This is a genomic window from Bdellovibrionales bacterium, from assembly GCA_019750295.1.
Classification (GTDB): Bacteria; Bdellovibrionota; Bdellovibrionia; order Bdellovibrionales; family JAGQZY01; genus JAIEOS01.
Map to the genome: position 1 here is coordinate 1 of JAIEOS010000041.1, position 19,609 is coordinate 19,609.

At 47.0% G+C, this 19,609-nt stretch carries 24 protein-coding genes; 7 read left to right on the forward strand and 17 right to left on the reverse strand.

All coding sequences use genetic code 11. From position 1 onward, the window contains the following. A partial coding sequence (locus tag K2Q26_08460; GenBank protein MBY0315536.1) for a transposase occupies positions 1-430 on the forward strand: 430 nt, incomplete at its 5' end. A 30-nt stretch (positions 431-460) separates the two neighbouring features. On the opposite strand, the gene K2Q26_08465 is transcribed toward K2Q26_08460, so the two are convergent. The 6 genes from K2Q26_08465 to K2Q26_08490 all read right to left on the reverse strand — a co-directional run bounded on the left by K2Q26_08465 (position 461) and on the right by K2Q26_08490 (position 7,008). Then, complete coding sequence (locus K2Q26_08465; GenBank protein MBY0315537.1) at positions 461-1,501, reverse strand: hypothetical protein; 1,041 nt, start codon at positions 1,499-1,501, stop codon at positions 461-463. Next, positions 1,488-3,278: a 2-oxoacid:acceptor oxidoreductase subunit alpha gene (locus tag K2Q26_08470; GenBank protein MBY0315538.1), complete on the reverse strand. Its 1,791-nt coding sequence runs from the start codon at positions 3,276-3,278 to the stop codon at positions 1,488-1,490. The genes K2Q26_08465 and K2Q26_08470 overlap by 14 nt, the downstream gene beginning before the upstream one ends. Before the next feature lie 95 nt (positions 3,279-3,373). Beyond that, positions 3,374-3,904, reverse strand: a complete 531-nt coding sequence (locus K2Q26_08475; GenBank protein MBY0315539.1) for a hypothetical protein — start codon at positions 3,902-3,904, stop codon at positions 3,374-3,376. A gap of 98 nt (positions 3,905-4,002) precedes the next feature. Next, positions 4,003-4,746 carry a 1-acyl-sn-glycerol-3-phosphate acyltransferase gene (locus tag K2Q26_08480; protein MBY0315540.1) on the reverse strand — a complete coding sequence of 248 codons (744 nt, stop codon included), beginning with the start codon at positions 4,744-4,746 and terminating at the stop codon, positions 4,003-4,005. Between the two features lie 14 nt (positions 4,747-4,760). Further along, entirely contained in the window at positions 4,761-5,666 is a 906-nt protein-coding gene (locus K2Q26_08485) for a phosphatidate cytidylyltransferase (GenBank protein ID MBY0315541.1), read from the reverse strand. A gap of 19 nt (positions 5,667-5,685) precedes the next feature. Further along, the gene (locus K2Q26_08490) at positions 5,686-7,008 is read right to left on the reverse strand and encodes a sigma-54 dependent transcriptional regulator (GenBank protein ID MBY0315542.1); all 1,323 of its coding nucleotides are present in this window, start codon (positions 7,006-7,008) and stop codon (positions 5,686-5,688) included. Between the two features lie 143 nt (positions 7,009-7,151). Between K2Q26_08490 and serA the strand changes: the two genes are divergently transcribed. Further along, positions 7,152-8,363, forward strand: a complete 1,212-nt coding sequence (serA, locus tag K2Q26_08495) for a phosphoglycerate dehydrogenase (protein MBY0315543.1) — start codon at positions 7,152-7,154, stop codon at positions 8,361-8,363. Positions 8,364-8,371: 8 nt separating this feature from the next. Beyond that, positions 8,372-8,821 carry an SMI1/KNR4 family protein gene (locus K2Q26_08500; GenBank protein ID MBY0315544.1) on the forward strand — a complete coding sequence of 150 codons (450 nt, stop codon included), beginning with the start codon at positions 8,372-8,374 and terminating at the stop codon, positions 8,819-8,821. On the opposite strand, the gene K2Q26_08505 is transcribed toward K2Q26_08500, so the two are convergent. The 11 genes from K2Q26_08505 to K2Q26_08555 form a co-directional block, all read right to left on the reverse strand. Further along, positions 8,802-9,080: a helix-turn-helix domain-containing protein gene (locus K2Q26_08505; GenBank protein MBY0315545.1), complete on the reverse strand. Its 279-nt coding sequence runs from the start codon at positions 9,078-9,080 to the stop codon at positions 8,802-8,804. The genes K2Q26_08500 and K2Q26_08505 overlap by 20 nt on opposite strands. After that, entirely contained in the window at positions 9,052-9,378 is a 327-nt protein-coding gene (locus K2Q26_08510) for a helix-turn-helix transcriptional regulator (protein ID MBY0315546.1), read from the reverse strand. The genes K2Q26_08505 and K2Q26_08510 overlap by 29 nt, the downstream gene beginning before the upstream one ends. A gap of 145 nt (positions 9,379-9,523) precedes the next feature. Further along, entirely contained in the window at positions 9,524-10,900 is a 1,377-nt protein-coding gene (locus tag K2Q26_08515; GenBank protein ID MBY0315547.1) for an FAD-binding oxidoreductase, read from the reverse strand. Positions 10,901-10,921: 21 nt separating this feature from the next. Beyond that, a complete protein-coding gene (locus tag K2Q26_08520; protein MBY0315548.1) occupies positions 10,922-11,320 on the reverse strand; it encodes an Hpt domain-containing protein in 399 nt (132 codons plus the stop codon). Beyond that, a complete protein-coding gene (locus K2Q26_08525; GenBank protein MBY0315549.1) occupies positions 11,317-12,678 on the reverse strand; it encodes a HAMP domain-containing histidine kinase in 1,362 nt (453 codons plus the stop codon). Before K2Q26_08525 ends, K2Q26_08520 begins: the two co-directional genes overlap by 4 nt. Further along, entirely contained in the window at positions 12,678-13,043 is a 366-nt protein-coding gene (locus K2Q26_08530) for a response regulator (protein MBY0315550.1), read from the reverse strand. The genes K2Q26_08525 and K2Q26_08530 overlap by 1 nt, the downstream gene beginning before the upstream one ends. 9 nt (positions 13,044-13,052) lie before the next feature. Beyond that, a complete protein-coding gene (locus tag K2Q26_08535) occupies positions 13,053-13,742 on the reverse strand; it encodes a response regulator (protein MBY0315551.1) in 690 nt (229 codons plus the stop codon). A gap of 206 nt (positions 13,743-13,948) precedes the next feature. Beyond that, the gene (locus K2Q26_08540; protein ID MBY0315552.1) at positions 13,949-14,440 is read right to left on the reverse strand and encodes a hypothetical protein; all 492 of its coding nucleotides are present in this window, start codon (positions 14,438-14,440) and stop codon (positions 13,949-13,951) included. A gap of 127 nt (positions 14,441-14,567) precedes the next feature. After that, positions 14,568-14,735: a DUF2892 domain-containing protein gene (locus tag K2Q26_08545; GenBank protein MBY0315553.1), complete on the reverse strand. Its 168-nt coding sequence runs from the start codon at positions 14,733-14,735 to the stop codon at positions 14,568-14,570. After that, positions 14,735-15,043 carry a Grx4 family monothiol glutaredoxin gene (gene grxD / locus K2Q26_08550; protein MBY0315554.1) on the reverse strand — a complete coding sequence of 103 codons (309 nt, stop codon included), beginning with the start codon at positions 15,041-15,043 and terminating at the stop codon, positions 14,735-14,737. Before grxD ends, K2Q26_08545 begins: the two co-directional genes overlap by 1 nt. Positions 15,044-15,054: 11 nt before the next feature. Then, the gene (locus K2Q26_08555) at positions 15,055-15,285 is read right to left on the reverse strand and encodes a BolA family transcriptional regulator (GenBank protein MBY0315555.1); all 231 of its coding nucleotides are present in this window, start codon (positions 15,283-15,285) and stop codon (positions 15,055-15,057) included. 101 nt (positions 15,286-15,386) lie between these two features. Between K2Q26_08555 and K2Q26_08560 the strand changes: the two genes are divergently transcribed. From K2Q26_08560 to K2Q26_08575, 4 genes are all read left to right on the forward strand, one after another. After that, on the forward strand, positions 15,387-15,668 hold the full coding sequence (locus K2Q26_08560) for an HNH endonuclease (protein ID MBY0315556.1): 282 nt from the start codon (positions 15,387-15,389) through the stop codon (positions 15,666-15,668). A 254-nt stretch (positions 15,669-15,922) separates the two neighbouring features. Next, the gene (locus K2Q26_08565; GenBank protein MBY0315557.1) at positions 15,923-17,695 is read left to right on the forward strand and encodes a DNA topoisomerase VI subunit B; all 1,773 of its coding nucleotides are present in this window, start codon (positions 15,923-15,925) and stop codon (positions 17,693-17,695) included. Then, positions 17,688-18,851: a DNA topoisomerase VI gene (locus tag K2Q26_08570; GenBank protein MBY0315558.1), complete on the forward strand. Its 1,164-nt coding sequence runs from the start codon at positions 17,688-17,690 to the stop codon at positions 18,849-18,851. Before K2Q26_08565 ends, K2Q26_08570 begins: the two co-directional genes overlap by 8 nt. After that, positions 18,852-19,609: hypothetical protein (locus K2Q26_08575; GenBank protein MBY0315559.1), on the forward strand; the 758-nt coding region annotated here is incomplete at its 3' end.

The following is a 19,609-nucleotide window of genomic DNA, read 5'->3' on the forward strand; positions in this document are numbered from 1 at the left end:
CACGATGGCTACGGGAGACATGGCTTTTACGAAGCCAAAGAACAAAAAGAAGGTGTTAGAGATTCTTGAGAAGTTTGCTCTCAAGTATGGCGTGAAGCTTGTCTATTACGGCATAAATGTGAATCATCTCCATCTTCAGATTCAACTTTCCAATCGCTATGGATACTATAAGTTTATTCGGGCGGTGACGGCGGCGATTGCGATGGCGGTGAGAGGGGTGAGTCGCTGGAACAAGAGTTCTTCCAAAAAGAAGTTTTGGGATTATCGGCCGTTCACTCGTGTGGTGATGGGATATCGGGATTCGGTGCGACTCAATGATTACCTCCAGATCAATCAGCTGGAAGGCTTTGGGGTGCAGAGACCTATAGCTCGGCAGATGGTGGCCGAGCGCTGGAGATATGCTCGAGAGCCTGTTCCACAGTTGGAATAGACTCGGTGTCTTTGATTGAATTCTGAATCACTAAATAAATTCGTTGAGAACTTCGGTGAGCTTTTCGGCGGAAGGTCGAAGCTCTTTTTCGGTGAGCGCGACCAGCGGGACTTTGGGTGTGTTTAACAGGTCTCGCAAAGTTTTGTTATTTTTGCTGTAGTAAAACAAGCCTGTTAAAAATTCGTTTTGGTGGCGAGATTCGTAGAGCAGGCCGAGAGCGGCTTTGGCGTCGCTCACATCGTGGGCTCGGGAATCTAATTTTTTAAGAGTCAAATGGGAGCCGTCATGCAGTTCCACGGCTTGAATGTCGCCTTCGCTGTAGTCCACACGAATCTCCGGTTGCGGAATCACCATTCCAATCTCTTGTAAACTCCGATTGAGTTGTTTGACGGAGTCGTAGCTGCGTGTGGAGCCTTCGTGATTGGCAAAAGTAATACACGGAGAAATAATATCTATCACGGCGGTTCCATTGTACTGGAAGGCACTTTTTAGGAGAGGTACAAGCTGCTTGGCATCTCCAGAAAAAGAGCGCGCAACAAATCCGCAACCCAATTCGATGGCGAGAGCACACAAATCGATGGATTCAAACTGGTTGACCGTTCCGATCTTGTGAGCGGTACCCAAATCCGCAGTGGCCGAAAACTGCCCTTTGGTGAGGCCGTAAACCCCGTTGTTCTCGATGATGTAAACCATGGGAACATTTCGACGAATGAGGTGACAAAAACCACCGAGACCAATACTTGCCGTGTCGCCATCACCTGAAATTCCGATAATTTTAAGCTCGGGATTGACAGCGCTCACTCCGGAGGCCACCGGGGCCATACGTCCATGAATGCTATTAAAGCCGTGGGATTTATTTAAAAAATAAGCGGTGGTTTTTGAAGAACAACCAATGCCCGACATTTTTGCGACCTTGTAAGGGTTCACCGCCGCCTGATGAAGCGCGGATATGAGAGTGTTGGTGATGCTGTCATGCCCGCAGCCGGAGCACAGAGTGGATTTTGCGCCGACATAATCCGCTCGAGTTAAGCCTTTGGGAGATTCACTGGTCGTGTCTTTAGACTGTTCCATCTGCAAATCCTTGAAGTAAAGTTTCGCTACGCACAGGCCATCCATCATAACTCAACACCGATTTAAAGCGAGTGGCATATTCGGGGTAGTCTTGAATGAGAAGTCGGCGCATCTGACCGTCGCTGTTCTGTTCAACAACGTAAAGAGTTTTATGTTTGGCAATAAAGTCTGTGACTTCGTCACTAAAAGGGAATGCGCGCAAACGCATATAGCTTGTCGCCATTCCTTTTTGCTTGAGGTGATGGCGAACTTCGGAAATGGCTGCATCTGTTGAGCCATAGGCGATAATTCCAACCTCTGAGGGTTGGAGGTCCACGATGGGCTTCGGCATTAAAGTGCGAATCGTTTTCCATTTTGTTTTAAAGCGATCGAGAAGTTTTTTAAAAACCGTGGGATCTTCCGTATATTTTGCGGACTCGTCATGTCCCGTACCGCGGGTGAAGTATCCTGCTTTGTCGTTTTCAGTTCCCGGTAGAGTGCGATAGGGGATTCCGTCCTTATCAAGATCGGCGTAGCGTTTAAACTCTGTCACTTTTTCTAAGTCCTGGGCATTAAGAACTTTGCCGCGATCAAAGGGTTTTGTCGGAAAGTCGAAGTTATCGCAGACCCAAGAGTTCATTCCTAAATCCAAATCGCTCATCACAAAAACGGGTCCCTGAATTCGATCGGCGAGATCGAAAGCGGCCTGGGCCATCTCGAAACACTCTTTAGGGTGGGCCGGAATTAAAAGGGGATGTTGAGTGTCTCCATGAGAAAGTGTAGCGCAGGTGAGGATATCACTCTGCAGAGTGCGCGTAGGTAATCCCGTGGAGGGTCCGGCTCGTTGCACATTCCAAATCACTCCGGGGATTTCGGCAAAGTACATAAGGCCCGTCGCCTCGGCCATCAGGCTGATTCCCGGGCCCGAGGTCGCTGTCATTGAGCGTGCCCCTGACCATCCAGCGCCTGCCAACATACAGATCGCGCTGAGTTCATCCTCGGCTTGAATCACGGCGTAATTATTTTCACCGTTAGGACCCTTTCGGAGCAGCTGACAATATTTTTCGAAATTGTCGACCACGGAACTCGAGGGCGTGATCGGATACCAGGCCGTAAAACTACAACCTCCGTAAATCGCTCCGAGAGCTCCAGCGGCATTCCCGTCGATGAGTATTTTGCCTTTGTTTTTATCGCGAGCTTCTAATCCCCATTGCGTCACTTCTGGAGATTTAAACTGATCGTGAGTGCGGCAATACTCTCGGCCCACATTCACGGCGGAAATATTGAGATCAATGACTTTCTTTTTGTCTTCGAACTGGTGGGCCACCGTCGAGGAGAGAATTTGCTCGGGAATTCCGAGGAGCTCCGCAAGAATTCCCACGTAAACCATATTCGTTAAAAGTTTTTTAAGTTTGATGGAGTCTGACACTTGTCCCGCGATAGTGACAAAGTCGACCGGCAACAATCGAACGTCGCTCCGCTGGGCGGTGAGTTTGAGATTGGAACCGTAAATGAAAATTCCATCCGTTTTGACTCGAGCTAAATCCGCATCCACAGTTTGGGAGTTCAAAGCCACAACGATATCCGAAAGCGTTTCTATCGAGGAGAATCCTTCTTCGCTGGCGCGAATGATAAACCAAGTGGGGAGTCCCGCGATGTTTGAAGGGAAAAGATTTTTCCCACTGACGGGAATGCCCATTCTAAAAATGGCCCGTAATAAAATATTGTTGGCCGATTGGCTTCCGCTTCCGTTGACCGTGGCGATCTGTAAAGAGACGCGATTTATAGCTTTCTGCATAGGATTATGAATCTAACGCATTCTGTGCAGAGAGAGTAGCGGCGCCAGCTCCTGACGCAACTACTAATAATTTCTCTGCCGAATTGGATGTGCCACTATTCGATCGGCGAGGAGAACACGAGGCCGCGACAGTCCACTTTAGAATACCGCTCTTTGACAGGCCCAGAGTGCCATCCGTTGGGAAGACTGTACTGGGCAATCAGGCGGTCGCTCATAATGCTTTGAAGATGTCCTGTTTTGAGGTCCCATGACAATTCCGTGACAATGTCGCGAGCGTCCCAAACACCTCCGAACTTAAGCTTCACCGTTTGTACTCCGTCTGAGTCGATTTTTGATGCGGTTTCATTGTATCGAGAGGCCTTTACACCTGAGCCCAACATGGTGGTTCTGTCGTGAAAATCTCCCGTGAGGGGAGAGTAGTTGATATTCCCGTGTTCGTATCGACCAAGGGCGTTTTGTTCCACCCAAAATTCAATGTACTGACCCAGTTTGCGAACTTCGACTCGGCAAGTTTCGTTGGAATAGACTCCAAACTGAAAGGTATAAATGGTTTTTGACTCCTGCGCGGTCGATGAGAAACTCAAGCACAGGCACGATATTGAGATGAAAAGTTTTAAAAAAAACATAAAGATCCTCCAAGACCCGGAGAATGACACAATGATGCCTGTATGATCAGCTGTGGCTGAGAGTTTGAAAATAATTTAGGCGTATTGAGAAGCTATTACTAGGCTTCTTTGCTGGGATCCACGGTGAACTCAACGCGGGGATCTACGGACTTGACCCATTTGACATAATTTTCGTGGAGAACTTCGGAGGGGGCGGGAGGATGAACCGGTCCCAAATACATATCGAGGCGTCCCGGCATCGGTAAAAGGCGACCCTTGGGCCAGAGATTCGCATTGCCGCGAATGTACATAAACAAAATGGGTGTATTGGTCCTTTCCGAAAAAAGACTCACCCCTTTTTTAAAAACTTGAATGCGACCATCGGGCGAGCGCGTGCCCTCGGGGAAAAGAATCATCCAGATGTTGTCGAGTTGGTTTAACAAAGTCAGGCAGAGGTTAACGGCCTCACCCTTTTTGTCCTTACGATCAATGGGAATAGCACCTAAACAGTGTTTAGAGAAAAAAGTGAAAACCGGGTTGGAAAAAAAATAGTCCTTAGCCGCCGTGATGTACAAATGCTTCCAAATCGAAAAGGGAACCGCCGCCGCGATGGATGTGGCATCAAGGTGGCTCGCGTGATTGGCAATCAAAAGGAGTTTTTTATGTTCCTTAAAGACGGCGTGAAAGTCTCCGTGGATTTTTAATCGCACATAAAAGCGAAAGCCGACAAGCTTGAGAAAAATCGCCCACAGCACGCGAAAAAAGTAACTGGTGACATCCATATGTCTTGTGAATAATGGCAAATGCTTAAGATAGGTGGGAAGTTTGGTCCACTGGTCGTTTTCGTAATCCCAGTGTTCGATGTCATGAGCTCGCTTCATATACGTCCCTGCAAATACTCAATGACATAGTAGCAAGCGGGAGCGACAAAAACTAAACGCTCGATGCGGGTGAAGAAATCACCACGACCGATCACGAAAGAGCCATAAATTTTAATTCCCAGATCGCGACGGATCACAACCAAAATGGTATCCCCCGTGCTTCCAAAAATAAAGCAAGCGCAGCCCAACATCCACCAGTATTGCGGGAAGGGTAGAATATCCTTAAGCCCGTAGGCCACCAAGAGAGTGACAGCGGCGCCGGCGACGTAGCCTTCGAGACTTCGCTTGGGCGTGAGTTCGGAAACGATTTTAATTTTTTTAAAATGACGACTCACTCGGAGGTAAACATTTTCGAAAATTTCGGTGAGGAAGATAATGTAAATGGTCACGTAAACTCCGTGCTCCATCTTCAAAATCCAACCGAGATGCATAAAGGCCCAGAGTAACATAAAGTTGACCAGCGAGAGGGCCATGTACTGCACCATGTGCTTATACGAGTTTCGAATCATCGGGATTAAGCAAACGGCCATAAAAAACATCGCCGGCATGAGATCAAAAAACTTGTGATTATCGGTGAAGATTGCTCCCGCACAGCAAAGAAGTGCGGCGTAACAGGTCAGGACAAAATAGCTGCGATGATAAAGCCCGGCCATCTGAAAAAAAACTTTGCCGCCGTAAATGGCGATGATGGTGATGAGAACGAGCGGGAAGGGCCACTTCATGCCGAGGAACAGAAAAATAAACTGAGCCATAAACAACCAGCTCACCACGGAGGAGAGCGAGCTTCGGAATTCGGGACGTCGGGACTGGAGGAAGTAAAAAACAATCGCGAGCCCCAAGAGCAGCGCAAATGTGAGAACAACGATTCCTAGAAACAGGGGTTCTGACCAGAGCTTAAGCAAAAAGCCTCCATAGATTTATCTATAGAGTTATATTGTAATCTTTGAGTTTTTTATAGAGATTCGAGCGAGATATCTGAAGTAATTTAGCGAGCGCGTCAACGTCCTTATTCTCAATGGCCGCTTGCTCGATGACCTTTTTCTCGAAGTCGTTCATCACGTCCGTCAAACCACGCGTGAAATCGATTTTAACGTCCCCTGTGGATATAGAAGATGGATTTAATATTTTAGCGACATCTTCACCCCGAATCAGCGGAAGTGGCGCCTGAATAGCGAGCTGCTCGCAGACGCGTTTGAGTTCTCGCACATTTCCTGGCCAAGAGTAATTTTTAAGGACCTCGAAAGCGTCCTCCGAAAAACTTTTGTTTCTTTGAGGGCGCATATTTTTCATAAAAAACTGACAGAGTTCGGCAATATCTTCTTTGTGCTCTCGGAGAGCGGGCACGGCGATTTTGTGCCCCGAAAGGCGCCACAAGAGATCCTCGCGAAATTTTCCTTGAGCGACCATTTGGGACAACTTTTCGTTGGAGGCCGCGATCACTCGCGTATCCACATGGATGACTTCGTTAGAACCCACACGACGAACGTCGCCACTTTCGAGAAATCTCAAAAGTTTCGTTTGTTGATTGAGAGGTAGTGCTTCGATCTCGTCGAGAAACAAATCGCCACCATTGGCTGATTCCGCCAAGCCCATTTTGCTTTGAAGTGCGCCGGTGAAAGCCCCTTTGGCGTAACCAAAAAATTCCGATTCAAACAGATTGTCGGGGATACTGGCGACATTGACGGTGACGAAGGGGCGAGTATCTTCCTGTCCATTGAGAAGACTTGCGACCACATCTTTTCCCGCTCCAGATTCTCCCTCGATCAGGATCGGGGTTCGTTCCCCTTTGAGAAAGGCGATTTGTCGTAAGAGCTCCTCGGAGGCTTTGGATTTTCCAACCCAGCTTCGACGGAGGGGTTGGTGCGACATTCGCAATTGGAAGAGCGCCTCAATTTTATTGAGCATGAGTAAAATTTCATCAGGTGTCAGTGGTTTGGGCAGAAAACGCGTGGCCCCGGCCTTGAGTGCTTTTTCCATCAACTCTCGATTGAGGTCGCCAGAGATGGCGACAATCTCGGTGTGAGGATTGCTTTGACTGATTTTTTGGATCACCTCGAGACCATCGGCTTTTCGAAAGTCATCGCTCAGATGGAGGTCCACAAAGGCCACATGAATCGTTTGCGGAGGTGTTGAGTAGTGAGTCTGCCCAATAAATTGCCAGGGTTCAGGAATCAATGCCTGCATGACTTCTAAAATTAGGCTATCGTCATCAATCACTAGCAAATTCAGTTTTAATCGGCCCATAGACTTTTAACCTCGTACGAAATCTTGTCTTTCCATTATCAAAATAAAGTTTTATAAAAAGAAGAAGAATCTCTTTCAGAGTCGAGGTCTAGGTGGCTGGCGCTTCCGTCAGAGGTCAAGTTTCTTAAGAAGCGAGGGTGGCTGTGAATTCAAAGAAGAAAGTTTTGTTGCTCGAGAATATTCATATCGATGCCAAAAAGAAATTCGAAGAGGCGGGCTTTAAGGTCACGCTAGAGTCGACATCCTTCTCGGAGAAAGAGCTTTTAGAGAAACTTCCCGAGTATAATATTTTAGGAATTCGCTCAAAGACTCAGATCTCTAAGGCGGTTCTTGAAAAGTGCACAAGCCTCGATGTCATCGGCTGCTATTGTATCGGGACCAATCAGGTGGATCTCAAGGCGAGCAACAAAAATGGGATCCCGGTTTTTAATGCACCCCATAGCAATACCCGAAGTGTGGCCGAACTGGTGATTGCCGAAATTATTTCGCTCTCTCGCAATCTCTGCGATCTCAGTCAGCAGGTTCATGTGGGCGGTTGGAACAAATCGGCTAAAGGGGCGAGAGAGGTTCGCGGAAAAAAACTGGGAATTATTGGTTACGGTCATATCGGGAGCCAGGTGAGTATTCTTGCCGAGTCCATGGGGCTTGAGGTTTGTTTTTACGATGTTTTAAAAAAACTTCCGCTCGGAAATGCAAAATATCTTTCCAGTATGGAGCAGGTTTTAAAAACATCGGATTTCGTCACCATCCATGTGCCAGAGACGAGCGAAACAAAAAACATGATCTCCTCGAAACAATTAGCGTTGATGAAAAAAGGAAGCTTTATCATCAATGCGAGTCGCGGAACCGTAGTTGTGATCGAAGATTTGGTGAAGGCCCTCAAAGATAAACATATCGCTGGCGCCGCTATCGATGTGTTTCCGGAAGAGCCCAAAGATAATTTGCAAAAGTTTAAAAGCCCTCTTCAGGGCGTTCCGAATGTGATACTCACTCCACATATCGGGGGAAGCACCGAAGAGGCGCAAGTGAACATTGGACACGAAGTGACGAACAGTTTGTTGCAGTACATGGAAGAGGGAAAGTCCTTTGGCGCGGTACAGTTCCCGACCATTGATGTACCGATGTTAAAGCCCAAAGTGCGACGGCTCATCAATGTTCACCGGAATGTCCCGGGGGTTCTCGGAGAAGTGAACAGCATCGTCTCCGAGCTCGGCGTAAATATTCAGGCCCAGTATCTTGCCACCCATGCCGAGGTGGGATATCTAGTGGTCGACCTCGAGTCACCAAAAACAGCCGAAAAAGTCGCTCAACAAGTGGCCGCTTTAAAAACCAGTTTAAGAACACGTTTGATCTAGGGGGAAAGATGTCCAAATTCATTCCAAAAGCTTTAGGAAGAACACTCAATATTGTCGATTTTGCCGACGCCGACGACCTTCTCGGAACACCGATTCCCGACGAACTCAAAGAGTTTTTGCTCGAAAATAATGGCGGTACGCCGACCAAAACTGAGTTTGTGACGGAGGATGAGGGTATCGACGGCGATATCAAATTCTTTTTGCCCCTCGATGATGGAGCAGAAGAGACCATCATGGACGAAATCGAACACACCACGCTCGAAGGTTTGCTCCCGAAACACATCATACCTATCGCTGTGACGACGGATGAAAATCGCATTGTGATTTCTTGCCGTAAAGACGACTTCGGTATGATTTATTATTGGGCGGCAGACGAGCAGGGTGATGATCGACCGTCCTACGATTTTCTTCACATCATCGCTGAGGACCTACAAACGTTTATCGATTCGCTGGGTTAAGAATTTTTTGGATTTTAAATCGGGACATCTCCAAAAGTATCGATGAAACCTCTGACCGATCTAGCTTATAAATGACAATGAGTCGCTTTAAGATCTTCGGGGACGGAGCGCAAACCCCGCGCTCTATATTTGAAATAAACTGCGGCGACAATAAGCCTAGCCTGTCTGAGACTTGTCTTTGAGTTAAATATTGCTGCTCGCGACTTTGTCGCAGAAGCCGCGCCAGGGACTTATTTAATTTTTCGGATGATGATTTCATAGTTGGCCTCTCTACTTTCGTTGCTTTTCTCGAGCAAGTGAAGAATTTGTTCTTTGAGAGAGGGGGGTGACTTATGTGTCTGGCTCTCTCCGAAAAGCAATGTTTCGATGGGAACTTTAAAATGATTAGAAAACTTAATCAGGGCGCAAACCCCCTGAGGAACTACGCCATTCATGTAATTGTGAACCGTGCTTTTGTTGATATTGAGGTCTTTTGCGATCTGATGAAGAGAATACCCATGACGTTTCATCATCACGTTGAGGACAGCATCGAGGCATATGTCTTTTTCGGATCTCATAGTTCTAAAATAAATAAACTGTATTTATAAGATAGTCTTGTTCATGAATATCACCTTGAAATTCATAAATGTCCCCTTGGTGTGAGCAAAAAGTATGCAGGTCCTGTGGGCAAGGACAGGATTGTGAAAGGACTTTGTCCGATTTCTAAAATATTTTTCCAGGATTTATTATGTGATCCGGATCAAAAATCTTTTTGATCTCTTTCATGATCTGAATTTCCTCAGGGGAGCGCGTGCAGTGGAGGAACTTCTTTTTCGCAAGTCCTACGCCGTGCTCGGCACTGATGGAGCCATCAAAAGTTCGAAGTTGCTCGTAGAGTAAAGCGTCGGTCTGTTGGCAACGCTGAATAAAATCAGCCTTTTCCATATCTTTGGGTTTTAGGATATTGATATGAACATTCCCATCGCCGATATGCCCGAACCAAATCACTTGAAAGTTGGGATATTCTTTTTGAAGAAGATCTTGCATTTTTTGGACGAACTCAGGGACGCGGGAGATGCGGACGGAGACATCATTCTTATAGGGAGACTCGGGCGAAAGCGACTCGCTGATATACTCGCGCAAAGACCACAAATTTTCCGCCTGCTGAGAGTTTTGGCTGATCACGCCATCGAGAACCCAACCTTTTTCCATCGTGTTTGAAAAGGCCGTTTCTAAACGCTCATCGGTGTCGGGAGCGGTGTTTTCTAACTCGAGGAGAAGATAGTAGGGCGTTTGAGTCTCAAAAGGTGCCGTCAGTTTTGAATGATGTTGCAGGACTTTTTCCATCGCTTGATGAGAGAAAAACTCGCAGGCCGTAACGCTAAACAATTTATTGAATTCGCGGTAAACGGCCAAAGCATTCTCTAAATGCTCTATTCCTAGAACGAGAACTTTACATTCAGGAGCGGCCGGAGCCAGAAGCATTTCGATTTCGGTGATAAATCCGAGAGTGCCTTCGCTGCCGATAAAGAGTTGGCGCAAATCATATCCCGTCGCATTTTTCTTTAAAGACTTATTGAGGTAGAGCGATTCGCCCGCTCCGGTCACTACTTTTAAACCAGCCACCCATTGGCGCGTGAGACCATATTTGACGACCTTAACACCGCCGGCATTGGTAGCGACATTCCCGCCCACTTGGCTTGAACCTTTGGCCGCGAAATCAATCGGGAAGAAGTAGCCATTCTTTTCGGCAAACTCCTGAAGGGTTTCGGTGATGACTCCGGGTTGGAGTGTCACTACTAAGTCCGATTCATCAAAAGATAAAATTTTGTTCATGCGATCAAACGCAATCACGACTTCTTGGTTGGAGGCGGTCGCGGCCGAGCTCAGCCCGGTGCGGCCCCCAGAGGGGACGAGGGCGACTTTATAGGCGCGAGCCCATTTGACGATCTCGACAACGTCCTCGTGGGACTCGGGAAAAACAATTGCTGAAGCGTTCGCGGGGTAGTAGATCGACCAGTCCTTGCCAAAAGTGGCGAGGTCTTCTTTTCGGGTCGAAATTTGATCCGGTTTGAGAACCGATTTTAACGCGTCTAACATGGATTCAACCTATCAATGCCTTTAGGCGCTTTCAAGTTCATCCTGAGAATCTTGCAAAAATTTATAGAGAGGATCTTTTTCCAACTGGAAGCTCGCATTCCCTTTTTCGCTCTGGCAAACTTTTTTAAATAAGCTAATAGAAAAGAGGACACAAATCCCCAGCTTTTCGCTCTTTTGATGGCATAAGTCCTCCATGATCTCTGCGATCTCCGAAATCTGAGGAATGCCGTAGGTGGTTCCGGTGCCTTTGATCTTATGAAACTCCATGGTCAAAGGCCCCAAAGATCTTTTTTGCCAAGAGTCGTAAATGGCGTCGACTTTTTCTTGAAAAGAATCGATGTATTCCACTTTGAGTTCGGCAAAGAGGCTTTCGAAGTCTTTGGACATGGTCGACTGGGGCTTATTGGATTTTTTGCTCATGCAGCGGCTCCAAATGGGAACGAGTCAGTTGATGATTGAACAGAATTTCTCCATTCGGGAAGTGTAAAGAAAAAGGTAGAGCCTTGTCCGGGAGTTGAGCGGAGGGACAGTTCGCCGCCGTGCTCTTCGACCAACGCTTTGGAAATGGCGAGACCAAGTCCCGTTCCTTTGACCAATTGATGTTCGGAGGCCGTCCCTTGACGGAACTTTTCAAAAATCAGTTGTTGATCTTTCGGTTGAATCCCTGGTCCACGATCCGTGATGGCGATCTCTAGCTTTTTTTCGGCGTTAATGTAGTAGCTCAGCACCACCGTATCGTTTTTAGGAGAGTATTTGATGGCATTGGAGATCAAATTTGTGACCACCTGTTGAATCCGATCGCGATCCAGGTTCGCTTCGATATCTTCGGAAGGTCTTTGAATATGTAAATGAACTTTGGCTTGCTGGGCAAATCCCAAGAGACCTTCGAGAATAGACTCCGACAGTCCTTGAACCGACATCCAATCTTTTTGCAGTTTAAACTGGCGAGATTCCATTTTGGCAAGATCGAGGAGATTGTTAATCAGTCGCACAAGGCGATCTGTTTCTTGTTCCGCGATGCGAACTAACCCGAGAGAGTCTCCATTGAGCTCACCCATAATTCCGGAACTTAAAAGACCCAGGGAACCCTTGATCGATGTCAAAGGCGTGCGAAGTTCGTGACTGGCGATACTGACGAACTCCGATTTGGCGCGGTCCAGTGATTTGAGTTCATCCATATTGTTGACGACGCGCTCGGCGAGCGAGTTAAAGGTCCGTTGCAGATCTCCGATTTCGTTATTCTGGGGTGTCGAAAGTTTAAAAGTGTAGCGATCCACGAGGAAGTCCATCATCCGCTGAGATAGTTTTTGTAGAGGCTTAACTATCGAGCGTCGCAGATAGATTGAAAAGAACACCAGTCCGAGCAGTGGAGTGAGCACCGATGCTAAAATATATTTGGCAAATTCTCTCTGATAGTAAATCACGTAGACTTTAGCGTCGTCGAAGTATTTGCTTTCGCCCTCCTCTAATTCTTTAAAGCGTAAACTTTTAAGTTGAGGATTGTTTGTATTTAAGGCCTGAATCAAGTTGCTCAAATGATTCTTCCGCTCCACTTGAGGGATCGTACGCCGAAGTTTTTTAAGATACTCGAGAGTGTCTAGATTTGTTTTTTTGGTCTCGAGCTGTTGCGCGTAGCCGCGCAGAAATAGACTCACGTGCAGGTCATCTTGAAGGCGATGGAGTTCCTTAAAATTGTGATACGCCGAAGCCGAAAAATAAAAAGTACACCCGGCGATCAGCCAGACGGTGATACTTAATTTGGCTCCGATCGTTTTCATTAGGCGGCACCTTTAAGAATGGTTTCAATCTGTTGGCACAATGTCTGCGGATTAAAAGGCTTTTGAATGTAACCGACGCCGAGGTTCATAAACTCCATGATGTCATGCTGAGCTGATTTCGCGCTCAAAAAGATGACCGGTGCTGGAGCTAGACACGTCTGACGGTACTGTCGGCAAACTTCCGGGCCCGAGAGCTCGGGCATCATTCCATCAAGAATGATAAGATCGAAGGCTTCGGAGTTGGCTTTATCCAGAGCGTCCCTGCCATTGTTCGCCACGACGACTTCGTGATGGCCCACGCGCTCGAGGACGAGCTTGGCGATGGTTAAAATGTTCGGATCGTCTTCGGCAAAAAGAATTCTCATGCTTTCTCCCTAACCCGCTATACGATACTGGGCTAAAAACTGTTTTAATCCCTTAAGAACGGCCGGGTCTTTTTCTGCAATCGAAGCGATGATCGCAAAGAAGGTCGGGTCATTCAGATCTTTCTGACAGCTTTGGATTTTTATTTTTAATTTTCGATCTTTGAGAAATAACAAATTTTCGCACTCGATGGCCATTTCGAAGCCTTGCGGAAGCGGAAATTCCGAAACGGCATGGATGTGCGATTGCGATAAGGAGATCACCTGGAGTTTTCCGGTAAAGAGAGCATCCATGTTGATGCTCACAGCGATACTTGTTTCCATTTTTTCGACTTCCTCTTGGCCGAGGAGACGGTAAACTTTTTTGATCAGAACCAGTGGATCTATGGGTTTAATAATATAATCGCGAACACCGAGATCAATAGCTTCTTGAATGTCCGACTTATCTTTGCGCCCGGTCAGCATGGCGATCGGGAGATGGTCGTGTTTGGGAAATCGCTTGAGGGCTCGAATGAGATCAAAGCCCGAGTAATTGGGCATACTCGCATCGGAAAGAAGAAGGTCGTAAGAGTTCGTGTTGAGTTCGTTGAGAGCACTCAAGCCGTTATCAATGGTGACCACATTGAATCCTTCTTTATCTAAAATCTTTTTAACGAGACGACGGACATCGGAGTCGTCATCAACGAGAAGAATGTTCGACAAGAAAAACCCCACTTTGTTAAACGCCGTAAGGCGTAAGTTATCGATTCTTTATCGGAAATTGTCAGAGGGGAGTTGAAGAAATTCGATCGTTTTAGGCCTAGAGCAAGGTCAAGTTTGTCAGGAAAAATATCAGGTGAAGTGAAAAGAAGACGTGAGGGATTCAAGCGCCCGCATCAAGGTCTAGGCGCTTGCGAATGAAAACTAGATTATTGGCAAGCCACCGCGGTGAGTTTGAACACATCGTCGCCACCTTTTTTAGGAGTGAGCCACACGGTCTCTTCTGGAGAAACTTCGGAGCCACAGCCGCCGTAGAGAACGAAGCCCTTATTTTTAAAAAGAATTTCGTTTTTATTCCAAGTGACTTCGGCAGAGCCCCCATCACATTCGATAAAGCAATTGAGTTTTGAGGCTTCTTTCATGCAGGTCATGCCGGTGCTGTAAGGTTTAAGACCATTTGCTGTGAGAAGGTTCGCCTTAACGTTTAAAGCGATAAACTCACCGTTCCCCATGGAGTCTTTGTCTTGAGAGAATTTAAAATCAAACTTCTGTACCTTTTGCCCCGGATGCGCCTTCATATGGTTTACGGAGTACTCGCGTGTGTAACATGCCGAAGTTTCAGGGTTGACGTTGATAATGGTCGGTACTGGGGGTGTGGCGTGGGCAGAGACAACGAGGGAAGCGATCAGAGATAAAATCATCAAATTCTCCTTTTTATGAGGTGGACGCTCTCGTTGTAATTGAATTCACCTGAGGATTCAGTGAAATAAAAGCTTTGTGTAAAAAGGAGATTTCCGTAAAAGAAATGGGCGATGATGAGAGGGAAATTTAGCCCGTGGCGAGCTTTTTAAAGAAGCAAAAGCGAAGACTGCCGCTAAACAGTGGATAGAGGCCGAGCAGGGCCCAGGCAGGACCTCCGAGAAAAAAGTAAAAAAGGAGAAAGAAGCCCATCACGACGCGGAGAAAGGCTTCGAAAACCGAAATATTCTTACGCATTAGCTTTTGAGAGTGCTTTCAAGTTCGCCGGTCTCGAACATTTCCATCATGATATCGCTCCCACCAATAAGTTCCTTGTTGTGATAGAGTTGAGGAATCGTGGGCCAGTTGCCGTAAGCTTTAATGCCCTGGCGAATGTCTTCGTCACTTAAGACGTCCACAGAAGCAAAGTTCACGTTAAGTTCGCGCAAGATCGCCGTGGCGCGCGCCGAGAACCCACACATGGGAAACTCTGGCGAACCTTTCATAAAAAGAACAGTTTTATTCTGAGTGAGAAGATCTTCGATTCTTTGATTAACATCAGCCATGGTTTCTCCTTTTACGACAACGTTTTGGTTTTAATAGTGAGAGCATGAACTTCACCGGTTTTCAGCTCGGCATCAAAAACCGACATCACCTGCTTGTGCTGCTGAATGCGAGAGAGTCCCGCAAACTTTGAGGACTCAATGTATACGGAATAGTGGTCTTCTGTGCCGGTCAAATCGGTCACGTCGACCATTCCATCGGCGTAAAAGGCCTGTAATCGGGCTTTAATCTCAGCGGGTTTCATGGTTTTTTACCTCTGAGGGGCAATATAGCCATTTTTTGAAAATTCACAAATAAGCTCTGTCTCCCGTTGAAAGAATTAGCTCAGCGTGTTAGAACTGGGTCATGTTTGATGAGTTCGGCGTGAGCCCCCAATTTAAGGCCAAAGAAAAAGCCAAAGCCCGAGAGCTTCGGCAAACGTCGTGGTGGAAACAAAAGCTGGCCGCGGGCATCTGCCATTATTGCGAGCAAAAATTTAAGCCCACGGAACTGACCATGGATCACATGATTCCCGTGGCCCGGGGCGGACATAGTGCTAAGGGCAATGTGGTTCCCAGTTGCAAAGAGTGTAACTCTAAAAAGAAGTATTATACCCCTGCGGAAATGATCCTCCAAAACCAAGAATAATCTCGAAATCGAGTGGAACGTCGTCGTCATTCTGAGTGCAACGAAGTATCCCCTGTGGTCATAAGATCCTTCGCGTTCGTTCAGGATGACGAGGGGATGACGCTTAAAATCAAATCGAAATCCTTTGCTCCAAAAACCGACATTAATGCGTCGCGAATGCCTCGCTTGTGGCTAAATCTATGAAAAGCTTGATCTTTTTTGACGACTTAGTGTTACATGGAAATTCAGTACATTAAGAAGCCGAGGAGTTCGAGTTGGCAAAAACACAAATTACTTCGAGTAGTACCGCTGAGTATTTTGCAAAAAACTTACAGCAGGTTGGATTTTCATCCCCAACAAAAGCCGTACTTACGACGTTAAAAGAAGCTGTCGATAATTCATTAGATGCTTGCGAAGAAGAGGATATTTTACCCTCGATCGAAGTGATCATTAAAAAACTAGGTCCCGGTGGAAGCAAAAACACCGATCTCGTGGAAATCACCATCGAAGATAATGGTCCCGGCCTTGAGGCCGAGGATCTTCCCAAGGTATTTGGAGAATACTTAGCCTCCTCGAAATTTGGTCGTGGACGTTGCACGCGCGGACAACAGGGGATTGGTATCTCTGCGGCGACCACATGGGCTCAATTGACCAATGCCACCGGCGTGCTCGTCACGAGCAAAACGAAGCGGATGAAGAAGGCGGTTCGTGGTCAAGTGGACGTCGATATCAAAGGCAATCGCGGTTTAATGAAGAATAAGGAAACCATCGACTGGCACAAGCCGCACGGAACACGTGTGACCTTCAAGATTGATGGTCGCGTTCAGTTGAACGGGGACGGGGGATTATTAACCTATCTCGAAGGGACCACTCTCGTAAATCCTCACTTAGAGTTGAAATACACCCTTCCGGACGCGGAACCCGTATTGATCAAAAGGGTTTCCGAAGAGAATCCACACATTCCTCCGGCCACATTACCTCATCCTCACACAATGAAGTTGGGTGAATTTATCACTCATGCGGGCATTTACGGAAAGATCACGGTTCGTAACTTTCTAAAAACAGGTTTCTCGCGGATTTCGGATCAGACCATTGGAGATATGGTTAAAAAGGGTCTTCCTAAGAAACTTTTAGATACGTCGATCAATGGAATAAAAGAAACGGATTTTAAAACGATCTACCAAGCGGTACAGGCCACCGAAATGCAGAGTCCATCGACCCGATCGGTGCTCACCGTTGGTGAAGACGCTCTTTCGAAGAGTGTATTGCGCCTCGGGGATATCGATTTCTTTAGCGTGGTCGCTCGTAAACCGACGATTTGCGATTATAAGCCCGTTGTGGTCGAAGTCGCATTGGCCCGCTTTATCGGACGTGGTTCCGAAGATCAACCCATCCAACTTTTACGTTTTGCCAACCGAGTGCCTTTACAATTTGATAAAGGCGCCTGCGCCATCACCAAAGCTATTGAGTCGGTCAACTGGCGCGCTTATGGCTTAACCCAGTCGAAGCAAACGTTACCCATGGGCCCTTACGTTTTTGCCATCAGTTTGGTGTCCCCATTTATTAAATTTAAAAACGCTTCGAAAGAAACCATCGATGCGAGCGATGAACTCGTGGAAGAAATTCGTTTAGCGGTGATGCGGGCGGGACAAAAACTATCTCGTCACATCAATCGCGAAAAGAAAGCCGACGATCTCGAGCGCAAAATTGCACACATTGAGCAGTTCGGTCCCATTTTAGTGGAGACTTTGTGTCGTCTTACGAATGCCAATGAAACACGTAAGAAAAAAGCCACCGAAGGTTTAACCAAAATTTTAGGTCGCGATTCGAAGGCGGCGGAGAAAGATCTCGACGAAGCCGATACAAAACTTCAACAGTTGCGTAAAACCATGCTTGAGCGTGGAATTTTAGGCGATCAGGCTGAGGTTGTCGAAGTGGTTGAGGACAAAGAAATTGAGACCGACGACGAAGTGATGCAGGTGACTGCGATTAAAGCCAATAAGAAGAAAAAGGGCGGCAAGAAGGAAAAAGAGGTAGATAATGTCTAAAATGATTCGAGTTCGTGAGCTGACGAAAGACATTCCCAAAGAAGCTAGACTCATTGCAGATATGATGCTCAAAGATCTCGAGCAAGGGAAGCGTCCCTTCCTCGAGGCGGTGAAGTGCTCATTAGATAATAGCTTTTACAATCCGAAAGTGGGCTTTTTGACTCCTGGTGATAAAAAAGTCATCACCGAATTGAACGTGTCTTCCGTATTAAAGATGGCGCGCATGGTATTCATCCTAGAGGTGCTCCTTCGCAATCTCGATATTGGATCGGTCAATACCAAGCGTGAAATCTATTACATGGCCAAAGGGGAGATCAAAAATAAGAAGCAGTTAAAGGCTCTCGATTTCGACGATCAGGTGGAAAGTGACAGCATCATCGATTTCATATGTGATCTTCTCGAAGTTTATCGCGAAGAAATGAACTGTTTCGCCAATGATCGCGGTGGTCAAACTTACTCTCAACAATTGGTGGTCACAGAGACCATGGCCGATGGCGAGAAAGCGACGATCGACCTGAGCGCCCTCGGAACTTCGCCCTTTCAGCCGAAGAACCGCCCGCAATCGCTCAAAATTAAAACTAAAGGAAAAGTGGATTTTTGCTTAGTCGTGGAGTCAGAAGGTACAGCGAATACCCTTGTGACGAACGGCATGACCAAGCGTCATAAGTGTATCGTGGTGGGTGCTCAAGGGGTTCCGAGTAACGGTGTCCGCGGTTGGGTTCGCACCATTCAACATCAACTGGATGTTCCGATCTTCTTCTTCGGAGATCTGGATGCTTATACTTTGCAGAACATTTATCGAACTTTAAAAGCCGGATCTGCGGCCAGTTTGATTCGAAATAGCGATTTCTCAGCCCCCGAAGTTCACTTCCTTGGCGTATTGCCAGAGGATGTGAAAAAGTATGATCTTCACTGCTACAAAGTGAACGAGAGTGATGTGAAAGAAGGGCGTTCTCTTAAAAAAGCCAAAGATGCTCTAAAGAATGATCCGTTCTTCCAAGATAAAAAGAATAAACGCTTGGCCGATGTTCTCAACTGGTTGATCTCGCAAAAGTTACGTTGCGAACAACAGGCGTTTTATTCGGTAGATCCTCGTGATCCGCACATCTGCGAGAAGATTCTCGTCGATAAGATTAAGAATAAATCCTACATCTAGATGACCGGTCCTGCAGCTTTAGGCGCAGGACTTTCGTCTCAGATTGAGATTCGCTCCACGGTATTTTATAAGAGGCTCTCAATCTGTTACCTATTTCTTAAGAAGTTCTCGTATAATCAAATCATGAATTACACGTCTTTGGGTCTCAGGGGTTTTAGCGTTTCTTTATTATTTTTATCTTCGTTCGCGCAGGCCGAGGTGGTCGGTGGGGGGCGCAGTCCCGCGGCATCTTCCGCGCCGGCACAAGTGGTGCAACGATTCGAGCGTGAGCTGGAATGCGTGTTAAGTGCGGGCGTTGGTGGGTCTTCCCAAAACCGGATGCTGGCCCGGCGAGCCCGACTCGACGAAAAACAAAAAGAACGCGCCAAACATTTCGCACAAACTCTCGCAGAGTTTGCTGGAAATTGGAACCCGCCACAACCAGCACTGTGGCGACGACACCTTTACGCCCAATTTGCCGTGGAGACCGGGATGTTTCGACATACGGAAGAGATCGATCCTTCCAAGAGTCGAATTCCGGATGGCGCCGAATACAAAGGGCGAGGATGGATTCAAGTCACTCATCGTGCCAATTATCAGGCTTATGCGTGTTTCAAAAAAAATTATGATAACGCTGGTCGAACAGTGAATAACGAAGAGGCGGCAAGAGCGCTTTTGCCCGCCACAGCCGAGGCCGGGCGCTGCGGTGATTACGAAAGCATTGCGTCCAATCCGGGGCAGGCTTTCAAATACGATAATAACGCCAACGGAGCTCGAGT

Bases quoted from the DNA above. Each gene is read 5' to 3' on its own strand.
- K2Q26_08465 (MBY0315537.1), bottom strand. From the start codon at position 1,501: ATGGAACAGTCTAAAGACACGACCAGTGAATCTCCCAAAGGCTTAACT.
- K2Q26_08470 (MBY0315538.1), bottom strand. From the start codon at position 3,278: ATGCAGAAAGCTATAAATCGCGTCTCTTTACAGATCGCCACGGTCAAC.
- K2Q26_08475 (MBY0315539.1), bottom strand. From the start codon at position 3,904: ATGTTTTTTTTAAAACTTTTCATCTCAATATCGTGCCTGTGCTTGAGT.
- K2Q26_08490 (MBY0315542.1), bottom strand. From the start codon at position 7,008: ATGGGCCGATTAAAACTGAATTTGCTAGTGATTGATGACGATAGCCTA.
- K2Q26_08500 (MBY0315544.1), top strand. From the start codon at position 8,372: ATGTCCAAATTCATTCCAAAAGCTTTAGGAAGAACACTCAATATTGTC.
- K2Q26_08505 (MBY0315545.1), bottom strand. From the start codon at position 9,080: ATGAAATCATCATCCGAAAAATTAAATAAGTCCCTGGCGCGGCTTCTG.
- K2Q26_08510 (MBY0315546.1), bottom strand. From the start codon at position 9,378: ATGAGATCCGAAAAAGACATATGCCTCGATGCTGTCCTCAACGTGATG.
- K2Q26_08515 (MBY0315547.1), bottom strand. From the start codon at position 10,900: ATGTTAGACGCGTTAAAATCGGTTCTCAAACCGGATCAAATTTCGACC.
- K2Q26_08520 (MBY0315548.1), bottom strand. From the start codon at position 11,320: ATGAGCAAAAAATCCAATAAGCCCCAGTCGACCATGTCCAAAGACTTC.
- K2Q26_08525 (MBY0315549.1), bottom strand. From the start codon at position 12,678: ATGAAAACGATCGGAGCCAAATTAAGTATCACCGTCTGGCTGATCGCC.
- K2Q26_08530 (MBY0315550.1), bottom strand. From the start codon at position 13,043: ATGAGAATTCTTTTTGCCGAAGACGATCCGAACATTTTAACCATCGCC.
- K2Q26_08540 (MBY0315552.1), bottom strand. From the start codon at position 14,440: ATGATTTTATCTCTGATCGCTTCCCTCGTTGTCTCTGCCCACGCCACA.
- K2Q26_08545 (MBY0315553.1), bottom strand. From the start codon at position 14,735: ATGCGTAAGAATATTTCGGTTTTCGAAGCCTTTCTCCGCGTCGTGATG.
- grxD (MBY0315554.1), bottom strand. From the start codon at position 15,043: ATGGCTGATGTTAATCAAAGAATCGAAGATCTTCTCACTCAGAATAAA.
- K2Q26_08555 (MBY0315555.1), bottom strand. From the start codon at position 15,285: ATGAAACCCGCTGAGATTAAAGCCCGATTACAGGCCTTTTACGCCGAT.
- K2Q26_08560 (MBY0315556.1), top strand. From the start codon at position 15,387: ATGTTTGATGAGTTCGGCGTGAGCCCCCAATTTAAGGCCAAAGAAAAA.
- K2Q26_08570 (MBY0315558.1), top strand. From the start codon at position 17,688: ATGTCTAAAATGATTCGAGTTCGTGAGCTGACGAAAGACATTCCCAAA.